A 15,896-nucleotide genomic window follows, 5' to 3' on the forward strand; every position below is an offset into this window, starting at 1 on the left:
TTCTGGATTCGGGAATCTGTTCGATGTGGTCGTGGTTGTCTGTGAGTAAGTGTGAAAGAACCGATCCGATCTACCAGATGGTAGGTGTCGTATCGTCGGGGTATGGTCGGGTTGGAAGGGAGGCAGGATCACATGGTCGTATTGCGAGAAGTAATTGGTGCTGAACTCCGCAAGCGTCGCCAAGATCAGGGTCGGACGCTACGTGAGGTTTCCGGTGATGCGAAGGTCTCCCTTGGCTACCTGTCAGAGGTGGAACGGGGACAAAAAGAGGCGTCATCCGAACTGCTCATCGCGATCTGCACCGCCTTGTCGGCGCCTCTCTCAGAGGTGCTCACCGCCGCTGCCAGTGAAGCTGCCTTGCAAGAACTGCAGGCGGCTAGGCTCATCGGCAGGTCGCAGGCGGCGCACATCTTGGCCGCCTAGGTGTCGGCATGCCCGACCTGATATTCACCCAATACGCGGAACCTACCCCCCAAGAGGGCCCGCGGGTTTTGGTGCATTCTTTTTCCGGCTTCATGGATGCTGGTTCGGCCTCGCAACTAGCGGTGTCTCATTTGCTGGACCACTGCGAAAGCACCCTCATCGGTGAGTTCGATTCGGATCACCTATTGGACTACCGGGCTCGTCGGCCACGGATGGTGTACGACGTGAATCGATTTACCGCTGCGGACATCCCCACGGTCACCCTGCACGAGCTAACTGATCTGCGGGGCACTCAGTTCTTGCTGCTCAGTGGACCTGAGCCGGATTTTCGGTGGCAGGAGTTCACATCCGCCGTTCAGGATCTGATCGAGATGTTCTCGGTGGGACTGACCGTGGGCATGATCGGTATTCCCTGGCCTGCCCCGCACACCCGCCCCGTGGGAGTGACCTTCCACGCCACCAACCCGGATCTGTTGACCGGACATACCTCCAACTTGGGTGAGATCGAAATCCCCGGTCACGTGGCTGCCTTGCTGGAACTGCGACTGGGTGAAGAGGGCCGTGACGCCATGGGGCTGGCGGTGCAGGTCCCGCATTATCTGGTGCAGTTCGACTATCCGCGGGCGGCCATTGCGCTGCTGCGGGCATTGGCTGGCTCCACTGGTCTAGTGCTGCCCACTGACGAACTGGAGGTTTCGGCCTCCGCCGCTGACGCGGAGATCGATCGGCAGACCCGAGATGCCGAGGAGTTCGGTCCGCTGCTGTCGGCTTTAGAAGATCAATACGACGCTGGTGTTTCCGGTGAGACCACTGCCGTGGAAGAGGGCGCAGGCTCCCCGTTGCCGGATGCCGATCAGATTGGTGCGCAGGTGGAGCGGTTCCTATCCGAGATGGATATCCGTCGGCCGGACTCCAACGGTTAAATCAGCGCCTCACCCGAAGTGCGTTAGGCGTTCGTTCTGCCCCGGCTGCCACCAAAGCAGCCGTCCAAGGATGATCTAAACCGCCACCATCAATCCTCTTGATCGCCAGCGGTGACAGCGACGACTCGGTGACCGCAGACACCAGTGCCGCGGCAGCAGACTGCAACTGTGGTGATTCGTCGCTGAAGGTGAGCACACTGCCGCCACCTCGTTCCACGTAGGCCAGTAATGCGCCGTCCATCAGCACCACCAGCGCACCTGCCTTGCGGCCCGGTCGGGCTGCGCCCGGGTGATCTGGCCACGGCAACGCCGCGCCGTAAGGGTTGGCCGGATCGCCAGCTGCCAACACGTGCACTCGATGTTGCGGTTCGGCCGCTCGGAGCTGGTCAACTGCCTGCGGCAGCGCAAACTGCGAGCCACCCAGACCGGCCACAACATAGCCCCGACGGCAACGGCCGCGATCCTCTAGGGCAGACAACGCCCGGTAGATCGGAGCGTAACTGCGCCGTTCCGCCGATACCGTGCTGCGCGACACTAAGCCGTACCGCTCCAGCAGTACTTCGGCCTGAGTGATGGCGTGAGTGGGATCTGGTTCGACCCCGGGTGCGAGAGCGCTCCAGCGTCCAGAGGGTTGTGGCCGCGCGATCCGGGCGCGGCGACCTCGACGCGATGTTGTTCGTCGTGGGGTGGGTTGCGCGCGACGGCGCACGATCGAAATGGTGTCGTTGGTGACGCGGCCCGACCAGACCAGCCGCCACAATGCCGCTTCCACATCCGCACGCGGAATGCCCTCAAAATGCGGGAGTCGATCGTGCAGATCGTGGGTGAACCAGGCCCCACCTGACTCCAGCAGCGCTAACAATTCCACGTCGATCGGATGATCGGGCATCTGTGGTTCTGGCAGCAGCGCATTGACTTGATCGCTGGGCGCCAGGCAGATCCAGCCGTCCTTGGGTAGTGCGGCCGCACCCCACCAGCTGATCTCACCGGACAAAGTGAGTTCGTCCAACATGGCTGGCTGATAGTCAGCTACTCGACTACTCAGAATCGGTGCGTCCAGCTGTGACGCCGGGAGCGGTACCCCTGCCAGTTGCTCAATAGCGTCCAGCAGCCCGTCGGTTCCACGCCGTCGTGGTCGGCCGCCGTGTGGCACTACCTGCTGCCATGCCGGGAGGAAGATGGCCAACTGTTCTGGGTCGGCCGGTTCGATTTCGTCGCGGTACATGGCCGCGGACACTCGCCGGATATTGCGCAGCACATCGGGATGGCACCACTCCGATCCAGTGTCGCCAGGTCGAAACTCACCCGAGAGCAGGTCCCCGCGAGCGACCAATTCGGCAATGACTTGCGTCACTGTGCCCTCGGTGAGGCCGTAGCGTTCGCCAGCCTCGCTGGTGGTGAAGGGTCCGTGACAGCGGGCATAGCGCAGCAGTAGATCTGTATGAGCCGCAGGAACCGTGGCCAAGACAGCTTCCGGCAGGCCCGGTGGCAGGGCGATGCCGAGACCATCGCGCAGCCGACCCGCATCATCGGTGACCGCCCACCATGAGGTGCCCGCCAGTCGGAACCCAAAGATCCGGCGGGCACGTGCCAGCTCCTCACGGAATTGGAGGCTGATGCCACGATCGGCGAGTTCGTCTTCGCGTAGCGGCCCAATGCGGCGCAGCACATCCCAGGACTGTTCCGCGGTGCGGGCAGCACGATCGCCGAGGTGCTGCAGTCTGCTCGCCACCAGCCGCAGCGCGTCCGGTGCCAACAACTCCCGCAAGTCCGCGGTGCCGAGCAGTTCCGTCAGCATTCCTTCATCGAGTGCCAGTGCAGCTGACTTTCGTTCCGCTAACGGTGAATCGCCCTCGTACAAAAAGGACGCCACGTAGTTGAACAGCAGTGACCGGGCGAACGGGGACGGCGAAGTGGTGGTGACTTCCACAATCTCCACTTGCTCGTCGCGGATTCGCTCCAGCAGTGCGGTGAGCGCCGGTAGGTCGTAGACGTCTTGCAGGCACTCCCGGTAGGTCTCCAGTACCACCGGGAACGAATCATATTCGGCTGCTACCGACAACAACTGTGCGGATCGTTGCCGTTGCTGCCATAGCGGCGCGCGGCGGGTGGGGTCGCGTCGTGGGAAAAGCAATGACCTGGCGGCGCATTCCCGGAAGCGGGCCGCGAACAACGCCGAACCTGCCACCAATGCCGTGAGTTGCTCCTGCACCGACTCCGGCGTCACGGCCAGGAGATCCGCCAACTCCGGCAGCGAATCCAGCGAACCGTCGTCAGGTAGTCGCAGCACGATGCCGTCGTCCGCGGGCATGACCTGGGCGTCCACGCTGTAGCGTTGCTGAAGTTGGTCAGCCAGGATCAGTGCCCACGGCGCGTGCACCCGGGCACCGTAGGGCGAATGAACAACGACTCGCCGATCACCCAACTCATCGCGAAACTGTTCCACAACCACCCGTTGGGCACCAGGTAGCGTTCCGGTGGCAGACAGTTGCTCGTCGAGATAGTCCGCCAGGTTGTTCGCTGCCGCCGCAGCCAACGCCGGTGGTGGTTCTGCTCGGGTGTCCGGCCAGTTATCCAGGAACTGCCCAATCGCCTGGCCCAATTGGGCGGAGCGGCCGACGTTGTCGCCATGCCAAAACGGGAGCTTCGCGGGTTGGCCCGGGGCGGGGGAGACCAGTACCCGGTCGGGGGTGATGTCTTCGATTCGCCAGGATGACGACCCCAATGCGAAGACGTCACCGACGCGCGACTCGTACACCATCTCCTCATCGAGTTCGCCGACTCGGCTATTGCCGTCATCGCCGATAAGAAACACGCCAAAATGACCCCGATCGGGGATGGTGCCGCCGCTGGTCACGGCCAGTCGCTGGGCACCTGGCCGACCGGCCAGCCGGTTGTTGCTGCGGTCCCAGATCAGTCGCGGTTTCAACGAGGCAAACTGTTCAGAGGGATACCGACCAGCCAACATATCCAGCACGGCTTCATAGGCGCTGCTGGGAAGTTGCCGGTAGGGCCAGGCTCGTCGCACGGTGGCGTATAACTCGTCGACATCCCATTCGTCCATCGCCACGGCAGCCACGATCTGTTGCGCGAGCACATCCAGGGGATGGCGCGGAACCTGAGTTGGTTCCAGTTCGCCGGCGGTCATCTCGGCTGCTGTGACCGCCGCCGCCAACAGATCACCGCGGTGCGTGGGATAGAACACGGCCCGCGACACCGCTCCCACCTGGTGTCCGGCGCGACCAACGCGCTGCAGGCCGGCTGCCACCCCCGGCGGGGATTGCACCTGCACCACTAGGTCTACCGCGCCCATGTCGATGCCCAGTTCCAAACTGCTGGTAGCCACAACGGAGCGCAACGCTCCGGCTTTGAGTTCGTCCTCAATAACTGTGCGGCGTTGCTTACTAACCGAGCCATGATGGGCACGCGCCAACACCGGCTCCTCCGGCAGGCGCTGCGTCCAGATCTCGTTCAACCGGGTGGTGAGTCGTTCAGCTAGTCGCCGGGAGTTGGTGAAGACCAAGGTGGATTGATGGGCAGCGATTTGATCGGTCACTGCCTCTTCGACATGCGGCCAGATAGACGGTGCGCCAGTAGTGTCACCGTCTTCGGTCTCGACCGGTGGTGGGTTCGCTAGATCGGCTACCGGTACTTCCACCTGCAGTTCCAACCGACGGTCATGCGGAGCGGCCACGATGGTGACTGGGCGATCACCTCCCAGGAAGTTCGCCACCTCCTCCACCGGTCGGACGGTGGCCGACAGTCCGACCCGCTGGGGTTGGCAGCCTAACTGTTCGAGTCGTTCCAGGCTCAAAGCCAGATGTGAGCCGCGCTTGTTGCCGGCCAACGCGTGGATCTCATCCACGATCACGGTTTGGACGTTCGCCAGCGTGGTGCGTGCAGCCGAGGTGAGCAGCAGGAATAAAGACTCGGGGGTGGTGATCAAGATATCGGGCGGATGGTTCTGCATCCGTCGTCGTTCGTTGCTGGGTGTGTCCCCGGTGCGCACTCCGACGGTGATCTCGGCAGCGTTGGGGTCGATGCGCTGCAGACCCGCCAGTGGCGCGCGCAGATTCCGTTCGATGTCGGCGGCCAATGCTTTGAGTGGCGATATGTAGAGCACCGAGGTCCCGGCTGCTGCGTCAGTGTCATCGCGGCGGTTTAACTGATCGATCGCCCACAAGAAGGCCGCCAATGTTTTGCCTGACCCGGTGGGGGCCACGACCAGGGTGTGATCCCCGGACCCGATGGCGGACCACGCCTGTGCCTGGGCGGTGGTCGGTGCAGCGAACGATTCGGCAAACCACTGGCGAGTGGTGCCGCCGAAACCACTCAGTGGCGAGGAATCGTTCACGACCCCATGGTGGACCTCTCGCGCGCTTTCGGCCACATCGACCCGTAGTTGCTGGCGCAGCCAGCCGCCAGCGATGGCCCGACTATGCCGTTGTTGTTGCGGCAGTGGCAGGATCGGGGCGTGAGACTCACCGAGTTTTGGCGCCGCATGCACCTGGTCTTCGGCGAAGAGTATGCCGAGTCGTGGGCGCGCGACGTCACGTTGGCGGAGCTGGACAGTCGCTCTGTTACCGCTGCGCTGCAGGCGGGGGTGCCAGCTAAACAGGTATGGCGAGCGGTCTGCCAGCACGCCGACGTGCCGTCGAACCTTCGCTAGTTCGGTACGGGTCACCCACCTGGGAACGACGGTGTTGAGTCGAACCTCGGCAGCGGCACCACTGTTGCGACACACCCGGAATCAATGCGAGTTCGAACACATGTTCGCACTAGGGTGGGGCTATCGGAACAGCACTTGCGGCTTGTCCCCGGAGGTTTTCTGGGTGACAGTATCCACAGTTCGACCCGATACCGCCGGATTGTCGGACCCTATTCCTAGGTTCGGTGGCAACGGGCTTCGGCCCACGTACCTGCGACTGGAGGACCCATGGCCGCCAACGACCGCGAGAAAGCGCTAGATAGCGCGTTAGCCCAGATCGAACGACAGTTTGGCAGTGGCTCGATCATGCGACTCGGGGAGGAATCTCGAGCGCCGATCGAGGTGATTCCCACCGGAGCGATTGCCCTCGATGTGGCATTGGGTATTGGTGGTTTACCGCGGGGGCGGATCGTGGAGGTCTATGGTCCAGAGGCCAGTGGTAAGACCACCGTGGCGCTGCATGCCCTTGCAAGTGTGCAACGGCAGGGCGGTATCGCGGCGTTCATTGACGCCGAGCACGCACTCGATCCGCAATACGCCGAGCGGCTCGGCGTGGATTTGGACAGCCTCTACGTCTCACAGCCGGACACCGGTGAGCAGGCGCTAGAGATTGCCGACACTTTGGTGCGTTCAGGAGCAATCGATCTCATCGTGGTCGACTCAGTGGCCGCACTAACTCCGCGTGCGGAGATCGAGGGCGAAATGGGAGATAGCCATGTCGGTTTGCAGGCGCGACTGATGAGCCAGGCGCTGCGCAAGATGACGGGTGCGCTCAGCGCGTCGAACACCACAGCTATCTTCATCAACCAGTTGCGCGAGAAGATCGGTGTGATGTTCGGTTCTCCGGAAACAACCACCGGTGGTAAAGCGTTGAAGTTCTATTCGTCAGTGCGGCTAGATGTGCGTCGGATCGAAACACTCAAGGTCGGTAGTGAGCCAGTGGGTAACCGGGTTCGCGTGAAGGTCGCTAAGAACAAAGTCGCCCCGCCGTTTAAGCAAGCCGAGTTCGACATCTTGTACGGCGAAGGTATCTCGCGCGAAGGTAGCTTGTTAGATCTGGGCGTGGACAACGCCCTCGTTCGCAAATCCGGTGCCTGGTACACCTACGAAGGTGATCAGCTGGGTCAGGGTAAAGAGAATGCCCGAACCTTCCTCCTTGACAACCCCGATCTTGCTGACGAAATCGAAAAGCGGATCAAGGAAACGATGGGGATCGGTCCGAAAGTTGATGAGCCGGTCGCAGAGCCGGCACCGGAAGCCAAGGCGGCACCAGCAAAGCGTAAGAGTCGTTCAACAGCTGCCGCTCCGCCATCACCGATTGACCTGTGAGTTATCCAGATCACTCCGATCAACGGCCGCTATCACCGGTCGTTGAGTCGGAGTTGTCTGGGGATCAACGCGAACTGCTGCAGTCGGCACGCGATATCGCGCTACGTCGGCTCAGTCGCTCGCAGCAAACCCGGGCCCAACTGGAGAAAGCGCTAGCGGGTAAGGAGATTCCCGACGAGGTCGCAGCCGCGGTGCTGGATCGGTTCGAAGAGGTCGGTCTGGTTGATGATCAGGCCTACGTCGCCGCTTTCTTAGAGTCGTGTCGGGCAACCCCTGGTCGCAGCCGCCGCTGGATCAATCACCGACTGGTCAGCAAAGGGGTAGACCGCGAACTGGTGCAGTCAGGAGTGGCTGAGATCAGTGACGAAGAGGAACTAGCCAGTGCAGTGGCGTTGCTGCGGCGCAAAGGCCAGTTCGATCCCTCGAACCGTAAAGAAGTGAATCGACGGTACGCTCTGTTGGCTCGCCGGGGTTTCACTCCCAACACCATCAGCACCGCATTGGCGGAGGCTCAGCATGAGCAGGACGGTGCTGAGGAGTCCACCGACTGGGACACAGTGGTGTCGCCGTGACTTCGATAACAGCAATGGCACCTGACGAGCAGCTGTGGCAGCCGACCTTGGGCGTGGCCGGGGGACCCACTTGGCGACCGCTGAGTCAGTTGCAGCGTACCGAGTTGAATTCGGGTGCCTGGATCGATCACCTGCCCGGCTGGCTGGTTGGGGCCGACGAGTTGATGAGTCAGCTACTTCAGCAGGTACCGTGGAAAACAGGTAGTCGGCGGATGTACGACCACGATGTTGATGTACCGCGACTGACGAGTCACTACCGATCTTTCGCCAACGTGCCAGCCGCCTTGGTGGCGACAGCAGGCGAACGGCTCTCTGAGCACTATGCCCGGACTGGCTGGGAACCCTTCCGCAGTGCTGGACTGTGTTTGTACCGCACTGGTGAGGACAGCGTGGCGTGGCACGGCGATCGATTTGGCCGGGGGGCCAGCAAGGACGTCTTGGTGGCGATTCTGTCGCTGGGTAGTCAACGACGGTTAGCATTGCGCGCTCGCGGGGGTGGCGAATCTTTGTCATTCCCACTCAGTCATGGCGATCTGTTGGTGATGGGGGGCAGTTGTCAACGCAGCTATGACCACTGCGTACCCAAGACTCGCCACGCCCACGGACCACGAATCAGTGTGCAGTTTCGACCGAGTGGGGTGGCCTGAGATCACTCGGCGCCTCGTGCTGCCAAAGCCGGTGCTGGAGATCCCAGGTGGCCAGGTAGCGATCGAATCGTTTGAGGTCAGCGTCTACATGCGTATGAACCTCGGCAAACGCCGCGGTCATATCTGGGGGAACGTCATACAGCACCGCGGCCACATCAATGGCGGGATCGGCAATCACAGCGAAGTCCCAATCCAACACGGCGGTGATGTCACCGACATCAGACAGCAGGATGTTGCCCCAGGCCAGGTCACCGTGGATCAAGCCCATGGGGGCCTGCTCGGCGGTAGCTAGCGCATCGGCGACATGTTGGTGGTCCACCGCAGACACTTCTGCCTGCCGAGGGGGGTTCGCCAACTGGGTCTGTAAGCCCGACCACATCCGCAGCCACGACAGATTCGCAAACGGCCAATCAGTCACGGTCACAGTTCGGCACTGTTGCAGTAGTTCCGCTATTTGTTGCGCCGCTCGTTGTCGGCCGACAGTGTCAATTTGCGCGATTGCTTCCCGCCACGGGGTGCCGGTTTCCCGCCGCAGCACCAGATGCGCGACACCGGGTTCGCCGTGCGTCACTGCCACCATCTCAGCGGTCGGCAGCCCGAGCTCGGAGATCCGCTCATACCGCGCGATCACCTCGGGGAGTCGTTCTGGGTCGAAGCGAGGAAACCGGTGGACGGTAGCGCCCTCGTTGGTCAACACCACACAGTTTTGCGCTCCGGTATCGATGACATCGTCGACAGGCACTCCTAGTTGCTGCAACGTGGCTACACATTGGGCAGCAAATGGCGACGGCATAAGTCTAGTGTGGCCCATCGCAAGCTGGCTGCGGCGGCGATGTGTACCGACTAGGGTGAACGGCGTGCATCTTTACCTAATCCGCCATGGCCAAAGCCACGTGAACCTGGCGGATTTGACGGCTGATCACCGTGATGCGCCGTTGACCGACATCGGCCGACAGCAGGCAACGGCGGTGGCGAAACATGTCGCCGAGCGGATAAAGCCGACCCAGTTGTACGCCAGCACGGTGGCACGGGCAGCAGAGACCGCCGCCGCGGTGTCGGCGCAGGCGGGCCTAGCAGCGACGTTCGATGATCGGCTGCGCGAGATCGGTACCGCCTACCCCGATGGTCGGCCAGTGCCAGAATCGGAACTGGAGCCCTACGTTCCGGACATGTGGGGAACGCTTCGGCCCTACGAGCCAGTCACCGTGGGCGGCGAATCCTGGATGCAGTTCCGTTCCCGGGTCGGCTCGTTCGTAGAAGAACTCGTCCCGGCGCGCAGCCGGTTCGGTGACCCGGAACTCGCTGAGCGCATCGCCGACGAGAAAGTAGCGGTGGTCTGCCACGCCGGTGTCATCGAAGCAGTGTTTGAGTACGTGTTTGAGAAGGGTCCGTGGAGTGTGGTGGCGATTCACACGAATCACACCGGCATCACCCATCTGCAATACCACCCGATGCCGAACTTCCCCGACTGGTGGCTGTTGGCTCACAACCGGACTGAGCACCTGCAGCCGGACCTGGTCACATGAGCAACCAGAACAACAACACCATTCCTGACCTGTCCAAGTACGGTTTCCTATCGCTAGCGGTCGGCCTCGTCGTCCTCACGATGAAGCTGGCGGCCTGGCTGGTCACCGGATCGGTCGGGTTGTTGTCCGATGCGCTGGAATCGCTGGTGAACATCGCCGCGGCAATCGTGGCAATCATCGCGCTGCGAGCCGCCAGCCGACCACCGGATCGGCGTCATCAGTTCGGCCACGGTAAAGCGGAATACTTCTCTGCCTTAGTCGAAGGTGGAATGATCTGTGTCGCAGCAACGCTCATCATTTTCTCGGCAGCAGAGCGGCTACGAGATCCGCAACCGCTGGAGGAAATCGGTCTAGGCATCTTCATCGCCATTGGCGCATCAGTGCTCAACGCGATCGTGGCAGTGATCTTGCTGCGGGTCGGTCGCAAGCAAAACAGCATGGCGTTACAGGCAGACGCCCACCACCTGTTCACTGACCTGTGGACCACCGGCGGTGTTGTGATCGGGGTCCTTGCGGTCGGCTTCACGGGTTGGAACGTACTCGACCCACTGATCGCGATTGCGGTGGCGATCAACATCATCATCGTCGGGGCCCGGCTGTTGCGTTCAAGCACCTCCAGCCTCATGGACCAAGCGCTACCGAGCAAAGATGTCGCCCAGATCACCGGAATAATTAGCAACTTCACTGGTGATCAGGTCTCGGTGCATGGGCTACAAACCCGACGGGCTGGTCGACAAGCATTTATTTCCATGCACGTGCTGGTGCCCGGCGACTGGGACGTGATGACCGGCCACGATGTCTGCCACCTGCTGGAGGAAACCATCCAAAACGCCATCCCGGGGGCTGAAGTCACCACTCACCTCGAACCGCTAGAAGATCCGCGAGCTTGGAACGACACTCACGAAGGACAACATCCCATCGAGTAGTTTGTGGTTGGCTAGGGGGGTGACGTTGGTTAATGGCGTCCAGGTCTCGGACGATCCGGAGTGGTACCGCACCGCAGTGCTGTACCAAGTTCACGTGCGCTGTTTCGCGGACGGTAACGGTGACGGCATTGGCGACTTCGAAGGTCTGACGTCCCGGTTGGATTACATCCAGGAACTGGGCGCTACCGCTATCTGGTTGTTGCCGTTCTACCCATCGCCGTTGCGCGACGGCGGTTATGACATTTCCGACTACACCGGAATCCACCCCGACTACGGCACCATGGCCGACTTTCGAACCTTCGTGCAAGAGGCGCATGCGCGGGGGTTGCGGGTGATTACCGAGGTGGTTATCAATCACACCAGTGACCAGCATGAATGGTTTCAACGAGCCCGGAATGCCCCGCCAGACAGCGAGTGGCGCGACTTTTATGTCTGGAGTCAGACCAACCGTAAATACCAAGACGCGCGGATTATCTTTACCGATTTCGAGTCCTCCAACTGGACCTGGGACCCAGTCGCAAATTCCTACTTTTGGCACCGGTTTTACAGTCATCAACCCGACCTGAACTACGACAACCCCGCAGTACACGATGCGGTGTTGTCGGTGGTGGACTTTTGGCTAGAGGCGGGTGTAGACGGTCTGCGGTTGGATGCGGTGCCCTACCTATACGAGCGGGAAGGCACCACCTGCGAAAACCTGCCGGAGACGCACGAGTTCTTGCGGAAACTCCGCGCCCACGTCGACGAGCGATTCAGCAACCGGATGTTGTTGGCGGAAGCTAACCAGTGGCCAGAAGACACCCGCGACTACTTCGGTGAAGGCGACGAATGTCATATGGCGTTCAACTTCCCAGTGATGCCCCGGATGTACATGTCTGTTCAGATGGAAGATCGCTTTCCGCTGGTGGACATCATTGAACAGACCCCGGACATCCCCAAGTCTGCGCAGTGGGCGTTGTTCCTGCGTAACCACGACGAGTTGACGCTGGAAATGGTGACCGACGAAGAGCGCGACTACATGTACCGGGTCTTTGCCACCGACCAGCGGGCGAGGATCAACTTAGGAATTCGGCGGCGACTAGCCCCGCTCTTGGACAATGATCGGGCGCGGATTCGACTTCTCAATGGTTTGCTGATGTCCCTGCCCGGCACCCCTATCGTGTACTACGGCGATGAAATCGGGATGGGCGACAACATCTATCTCGGCGACCGGGACGGGGTCCGCACACCGATGCAATGGTCGGGCGACCGCAACGCCGGATTCTCGCCAGCCAATCCGCAACAGCTGTACCTGCCGGTGAATATCGATCCGGAATACCGCTATGAGTCGGTCAATGTGGCGTCGCAGGAACGCAACCCCAACTCACTGCTGCTGTGGATGCGGCGACTCATCCAGATACGGCAGCAACATCCAGCCTTCGGTACCGGTGATATCGAGTTTCTGCTGCCGAGTAACAGCCAAGTGTTGTGTTTCTTGCGCTCCGATGACGACGAAACGTTGCTTGTGGTCGTTAACCTCAGTCGGTTCGCTCAGTACGTAGAACTGGAGCTACAGGACTACGAGGGCTTCACTCCGGTCGAACTATTCGGTGAGTCGGAGTTTCCCCGGATTGGCGCGCTGCCGTATCTGTTGACGTTGGGGCCACATGCGTTCTACTGGTTCCGTCTGGAACCGCGTGCTCCCGGTGATCAGACTCATTCCGAGGAATTGCCCGGTATCACCACCACCACCGATTGGGAGCAACTCTTCCACGATCGTCGCTCGCGGGAACGGATAGAAAACGTGCTTCCGGAGGTGTTGCCGGAACGTCATTGGTTCGCTGGAGCCGGCCGGCGAATCACCAACGTCTCCATCTCTCACGACTATCCGGTCCCGCTGGCTGGCAACCGACTGCCGGGCCGGCTGCTGGTGGTCGATGTGAGTTTCTCCCTCGGGGAGCCAGCCAGCTACTTGCTGCCAGTGACGTTCCTACCCGATATGTATGCCGAGGAGTTTCTTCGGGATCATCCCGGCGCCGGTTTGATCCGGGTAACGGCTGGTGTGGACGGGACACTTGCCGGAGTGATTTGTGATGGGATGGCTGAGGAACAGTTCACGGTGCAACTGTTGCGACGGATTCTGACCGGAGAGCCGTTGGTGGGAGACCACGGGGAAATCAGGGCCTTAACCACCAGCCAACTGGAACCCGAACTGGCTGACGTTCCTGCCGAGGAAAACAGCCTCTGGTTGTGGCCACGGCTGCTGCGCGGTGGCCAGGTGCACTCCACGGTGGCCTACGGAGATCGACTCATCCTCAAGTTGTACCGCCGCAGCGAGGATGGGGTGAGTCCAGATTGGGAGTTGGGGCGTTTCCTCACCGAAGCTGGCGACCTCGCCGAGATCGCGCCCACGTTGGGAGCGTTGGAAATGGTGTCGACCGGCGGGAAAACTCGAACGGCCGCGGTACTGCATCGATATGTGCCGCACGAAGAAGATGGCTGGACCTATTTCCTGCGCCAGTTGGGGACATTCTTCGAACAGGTGCCAACTACCCATGTGCGGCGGATCCGGGAAACTTCAATCCCACCGCTCCTGCGAGCCTCGCAGCCACCGCAGCTGGCGGAAGAAATGTTTGGCGCGATGTTGCAGAACATCGAGACGTTGGCTGCCACCACAGCGGACATGCATTTGGCGCTAGCCACCAACGAGGTGGATGCTGACCTGCGGCCCGAGCCATTCACCAGTCACTATCAGCGGTCCCTGTATCAATCCATCCGCAACCGGTTGCGTCGTTCGTTGAACACACTGGCGGGGCGCCAAGTCGATTTGGATACGCGTACCGGATCGCTGGCGGCCGCCCTATTCGCGGCAGAAGCAGACCTGGACCGGCTGCTGGATCGAGTCAAGGGGCTGCACATCGATGGCCTGCGGATGCGGATTCATGGGAACTATCACCTAGGGCAAACACTTTTTGATGGCCGAGGTTTCACTGTCGTTGATTTCGATGGGCTGCGTGCGCAAACGCTGCCGATTCGCCGGCTGAAACGTTCGCCGTTGCGGGATGTGGCTTCCATGTTGCGCTCGTTGGACTATGCGGCACTGCGAGCAGCGGAAGAGTACTGCGATCGCTACAACGTGCGGCGGCGCCGAGACGCGGTTTTCCGGTCGGCGCGATACTGGTCTGCGGTCGCGGGGGGAAGTTTCTTAGACAACTACTGTCAGCGCATTGGTCCCGATCTACTAGTAGAGCACCGCGAAGCCACCGACGTGTTGCTGCGAGCGTTCTTGATTGAAAAAGCGGCCTTCGAACTGGAGCACGAGCTACATCACCGTCCTGACTGGCTTGCCGTTCCTATTCGTGGTCTGCTGGCGCTGGCGGATAGCGAAAGCGAATGACATGCCCGTGGTGAACTCTGAGGAGAGCAATGGCTGCACCTGAACAACCTGCTGATGTCCTGGTGATCTTCGGTATCTCCGGCGATCTAGCCAAAGTGATGACCTTTGGTTCGCTGTATCGCCTAGAGGACCGCGGGTTGCTGAACATCCCGTTGGTGGGGGTGGCTCGCGACGACTGGAGTCAGCAGGATCTCGCAGCTCACGCTCGCAGCGCCATCACCGGGACTGGTGTCACGATCGATGACAGCGTATTTCAGCGGTTGATGGACCGGTTCAGCTACGTCAGCGGTGACTTCGGTGATCCGGCCGCCTACCGACGGGTGGCCGAGGCGATCTCGGGTAAACAGCGGCCAGCGTTTTACTTGGAGATCCCGCCGTCACTGTTTGCGATGGTGGTGGGTCATCTGGCTGATGCGGGTTTGACCAAAGACGCGCGAGTGATTGTCGAGAAGCCGTTCGGGCACGATCTGGAGTCGGCTCGTGAGTTGAACCAGGCGCTGCACGCTCACATCACTGAAGATCAGCTGTTCCGCATTGACCACTTCCTCGGCAAGATGGCGGTGGAGGACATCCTTTATCTGCGGTTCGCCAACGAAATCCTAGAGCCGGTGTGGAACCGCGATCATGTGGCAGCGATCGAGATCACCATGGCGGAAAACTTCGGTGTTGCGGACCGGGGGTCCTTCTACGACCCAGTGGGGACACTGCGCGATGTAGTGCAAAACCATCTGTTGCAGGTGTTGAGTTTGGTGACGATGGAGCCACCCGCCGGAGCGGACGCCACCGCCATCAACGACCGCAAAGCTGACGTATTTCGCAGCATGCCGCCAGCGCAGTCGCGCAACTATGTTCGCGGTCAGTACGACGGCTACCTCGACGTGGCCGGGGTTGCCCCCGACTCGGAAACCGAAACCTACTGTGCACTGAAGTTGCACATTGATAATCGGCGCTGGCACGGTGTGCCGATCGTGATTCGGGCGGGTAAGGCATTGCCGGAACGAGTCACCGAAGTGAGGGTGGTTTTCCGGCGACCACCACCGATCGGTCGGCACGCGGCCAGCCATCGCCAAGATGCCAACCAGTTGGTGTTGCGGATCGATCCCGACCCTGGTGCCCAGTTGCGACTGGTCGCCAAGTCAGCCGAAGGGGAGCGGACACGACCGATCCATCTGGATATGGATTTCGCCAGCGAGGGTGGTGCTGGGCCTACCCCGTATGAGCAGCTGCTGACCGCGGCCATCGCCGGAGACCACGGCCAGTTCGCTCGGCAAGATGCGGTCGAGGAAACCTGGCGGATCGTGCAGCCACTTTTGGATGACCGGCCACCAGTTGTCAGTTATCAGCAAGGGTCGTGGGGACCCAAGGAGGCGGACCAACTACTCGCGGGAGTGGACAGTTGGCACGAGCCGTGGCTCGATCCGCAGTAACTGCCCGGGAACCATCACGGTGAACCACCGACCGGGTGA

The 15,896-nt window shown here is 61.2% G+C and carries 12 protein-coding genes; 10 read left to right on the top strand and 2 right to left on the bottom strand.

What is annotated here, in order from left to right; translation table 11 throughout:
- Positions 1-132 precede the first annotated feature (132 nt).
- Positions 133-423, top strand: a complete 291-nt coding sequence (locus K0U62_00420; GenBank protein ID MCH9799979.1) for a helix-turn-helix domain-containing protein — start codon at positions 133-135, stop codon at positions 421-423.
- 8 nt (positions 424-431) lie between these two features.
- A complete protein-coding gene (locus K0U62_00425) occupies positions 432-1,346 on the top strand; it encodes a PAC2 family protein (protein MCH9799980.1) in 915 nt (304 codons plus the stop codon).
- A gap of 1 nt (position 1,347) precedes the next feature.
- On the opposite strand, the gene K0U62_00430 is transcribed toward K0U62_00425, so the two are convergent.
- Positions 1,348-5,700, bottom strand: a complete 4,353-nt coding sequence (locus K0U62_00430) for a DEAD/DEAH box helicase (protein ID MCH9799981.1) — start codon at positions 5,698-5,700, stop codon at positions 1,348-1,350.
- Positions 5,701-5,820: 120 nt separating this feature from the next.
- Between K0U62_00430 and K0U62_00435 the strand changes: the two genes are divergently transcribed.
- The 4 genes from K0U62_00435 (at position 5,821) to K0U62_00450 (ending at position 8,602) form a co-directional block, all read left to right on the top strand.
- Positions 5,821-6,015, top strand: coding sequence for a DUF3046 domain-containing protein (locus K0U62_00435; protein MCH9799982.1), 195 nt, complete (start codon positions 5,821-5,823; stop codon positions 6,013-6,015).
- Between the two features lie 267 nt (positions 6,016-6,282).
- Complete coding sequence (recA, locus tag K0U62_00440; protein MCH9799983.1) at positions 6,283-7,383, top strand: recombinase RecA; 1,101 nt, start codon at positions 6,283-6,285, stop codon at positions 7,381-7,383.
- Positions 7,380-7,955 carry a recombination regulator RecX gene (locus K0U62_00445; GenBank protein ID MCH9799984.1) on the top strand — a complete coding sequence of 192 codons (576 nt, stop codon included), beginning with the start codon at positions 7,380-7,382 and terminating at the stop codon, positions 7,953-7,955. The genes recA and K0U62_00445 overlap by 4 nt, the downstream gene beginning before the upstream one ends.
- 14 nt (positions 7,956-7,969) lie before the next feature.
- Positions 7,970-8,602, top strand: a complete 633-nt coding sequence (locus tag K0U62_00450; GenBank protein MCH9799985.1) for an alpha-ketoglutarate-dependent dioxygenase AlkB — start codon at positions 7,970-7,972, stop codon at positions 8,600-8,602.
- Here the strand turns inward: K0U62_00450 and K0U62_00455 are convergent.
- Positions 8,568-9,395, bottom strand: coding sequence for an aminoglycoside phosphotransferase family protein (locus K0U62_00455; protein MCH9799986.1), 828 nt, complete (start codon positions 9,393-9,395; stop codon positions 8,568-8,570). The two genes, K0U62_00450 and K0U62_00455, sit on opposite strands and share 35 nt — an antisense overlap.
- A gap of 64 nt (positions 9,396-9,459) precedes the next feature.
- Here K0U62_00455 and K0U62_00460 point away from each other — a divergent pair, with 64 nt between their 5' ends.
- The 4 genes from K0U62_00460 to zwf are packed head-to-tail and all read left to right on the top strand — an operon-like array spanning position 9,460 to position 15,857.
- Positions 9,460-10,128, top strand: a complete 669-nt coding sequence (locus K0U62_00460; protein ID MCH9799987.1) for a histidine phosphatase family protein — start codon at positions 9,460-9,462, stop codon at positions 10,126-10,128.
- A complete protein-coding gene (locus tag K0U62_00465; GenBank protein MCH9799988.1) occupies positions 10,125-11,054 on the top strand; it encodes a cation diffusion facilitator family transporter in 930 nt (309 codons plus the stop codon). The genes K0U62_00460 and K0U62_00465 overlap by 4 nt, the downstream gene beginning before the upstream one ends.
- A gap of 19 nt (positions 11,055-11,073) precedes the next feature.
- On the top strand, positions 11,074-14,430 hold the full coding sequence (gene treS, locus K0U62_00470; protein ID MCH9799989.1) for a maltose alpha-D-glucosyltransferase: 3,357 nt from the start codon (positions 11,074-11,076) through the stop codon (positions 14,428-14,430).
- 29 nt (positions 14,431-14,459) lie between these two features.
- Entirely contained in the window at positions 14,460-15,857 is a 1,398-nt protein-coding gene (zwf, locus tag K0U62_00475) for a glucose-6-phosphate dehydrogenase (protein ID MCH9799990.1), read from the top strand.
- Positions 15,858-15,896 lie beyond the last annotated feature (39 nt).

The organism is Actinomycetes bacterium (genome assembly GCA_022599915.1).
In the GTDB taxonomy this organism is placed as follows: domain Bacteria; phylum Actinomycetota; class Actinomycetes; order S36-B12.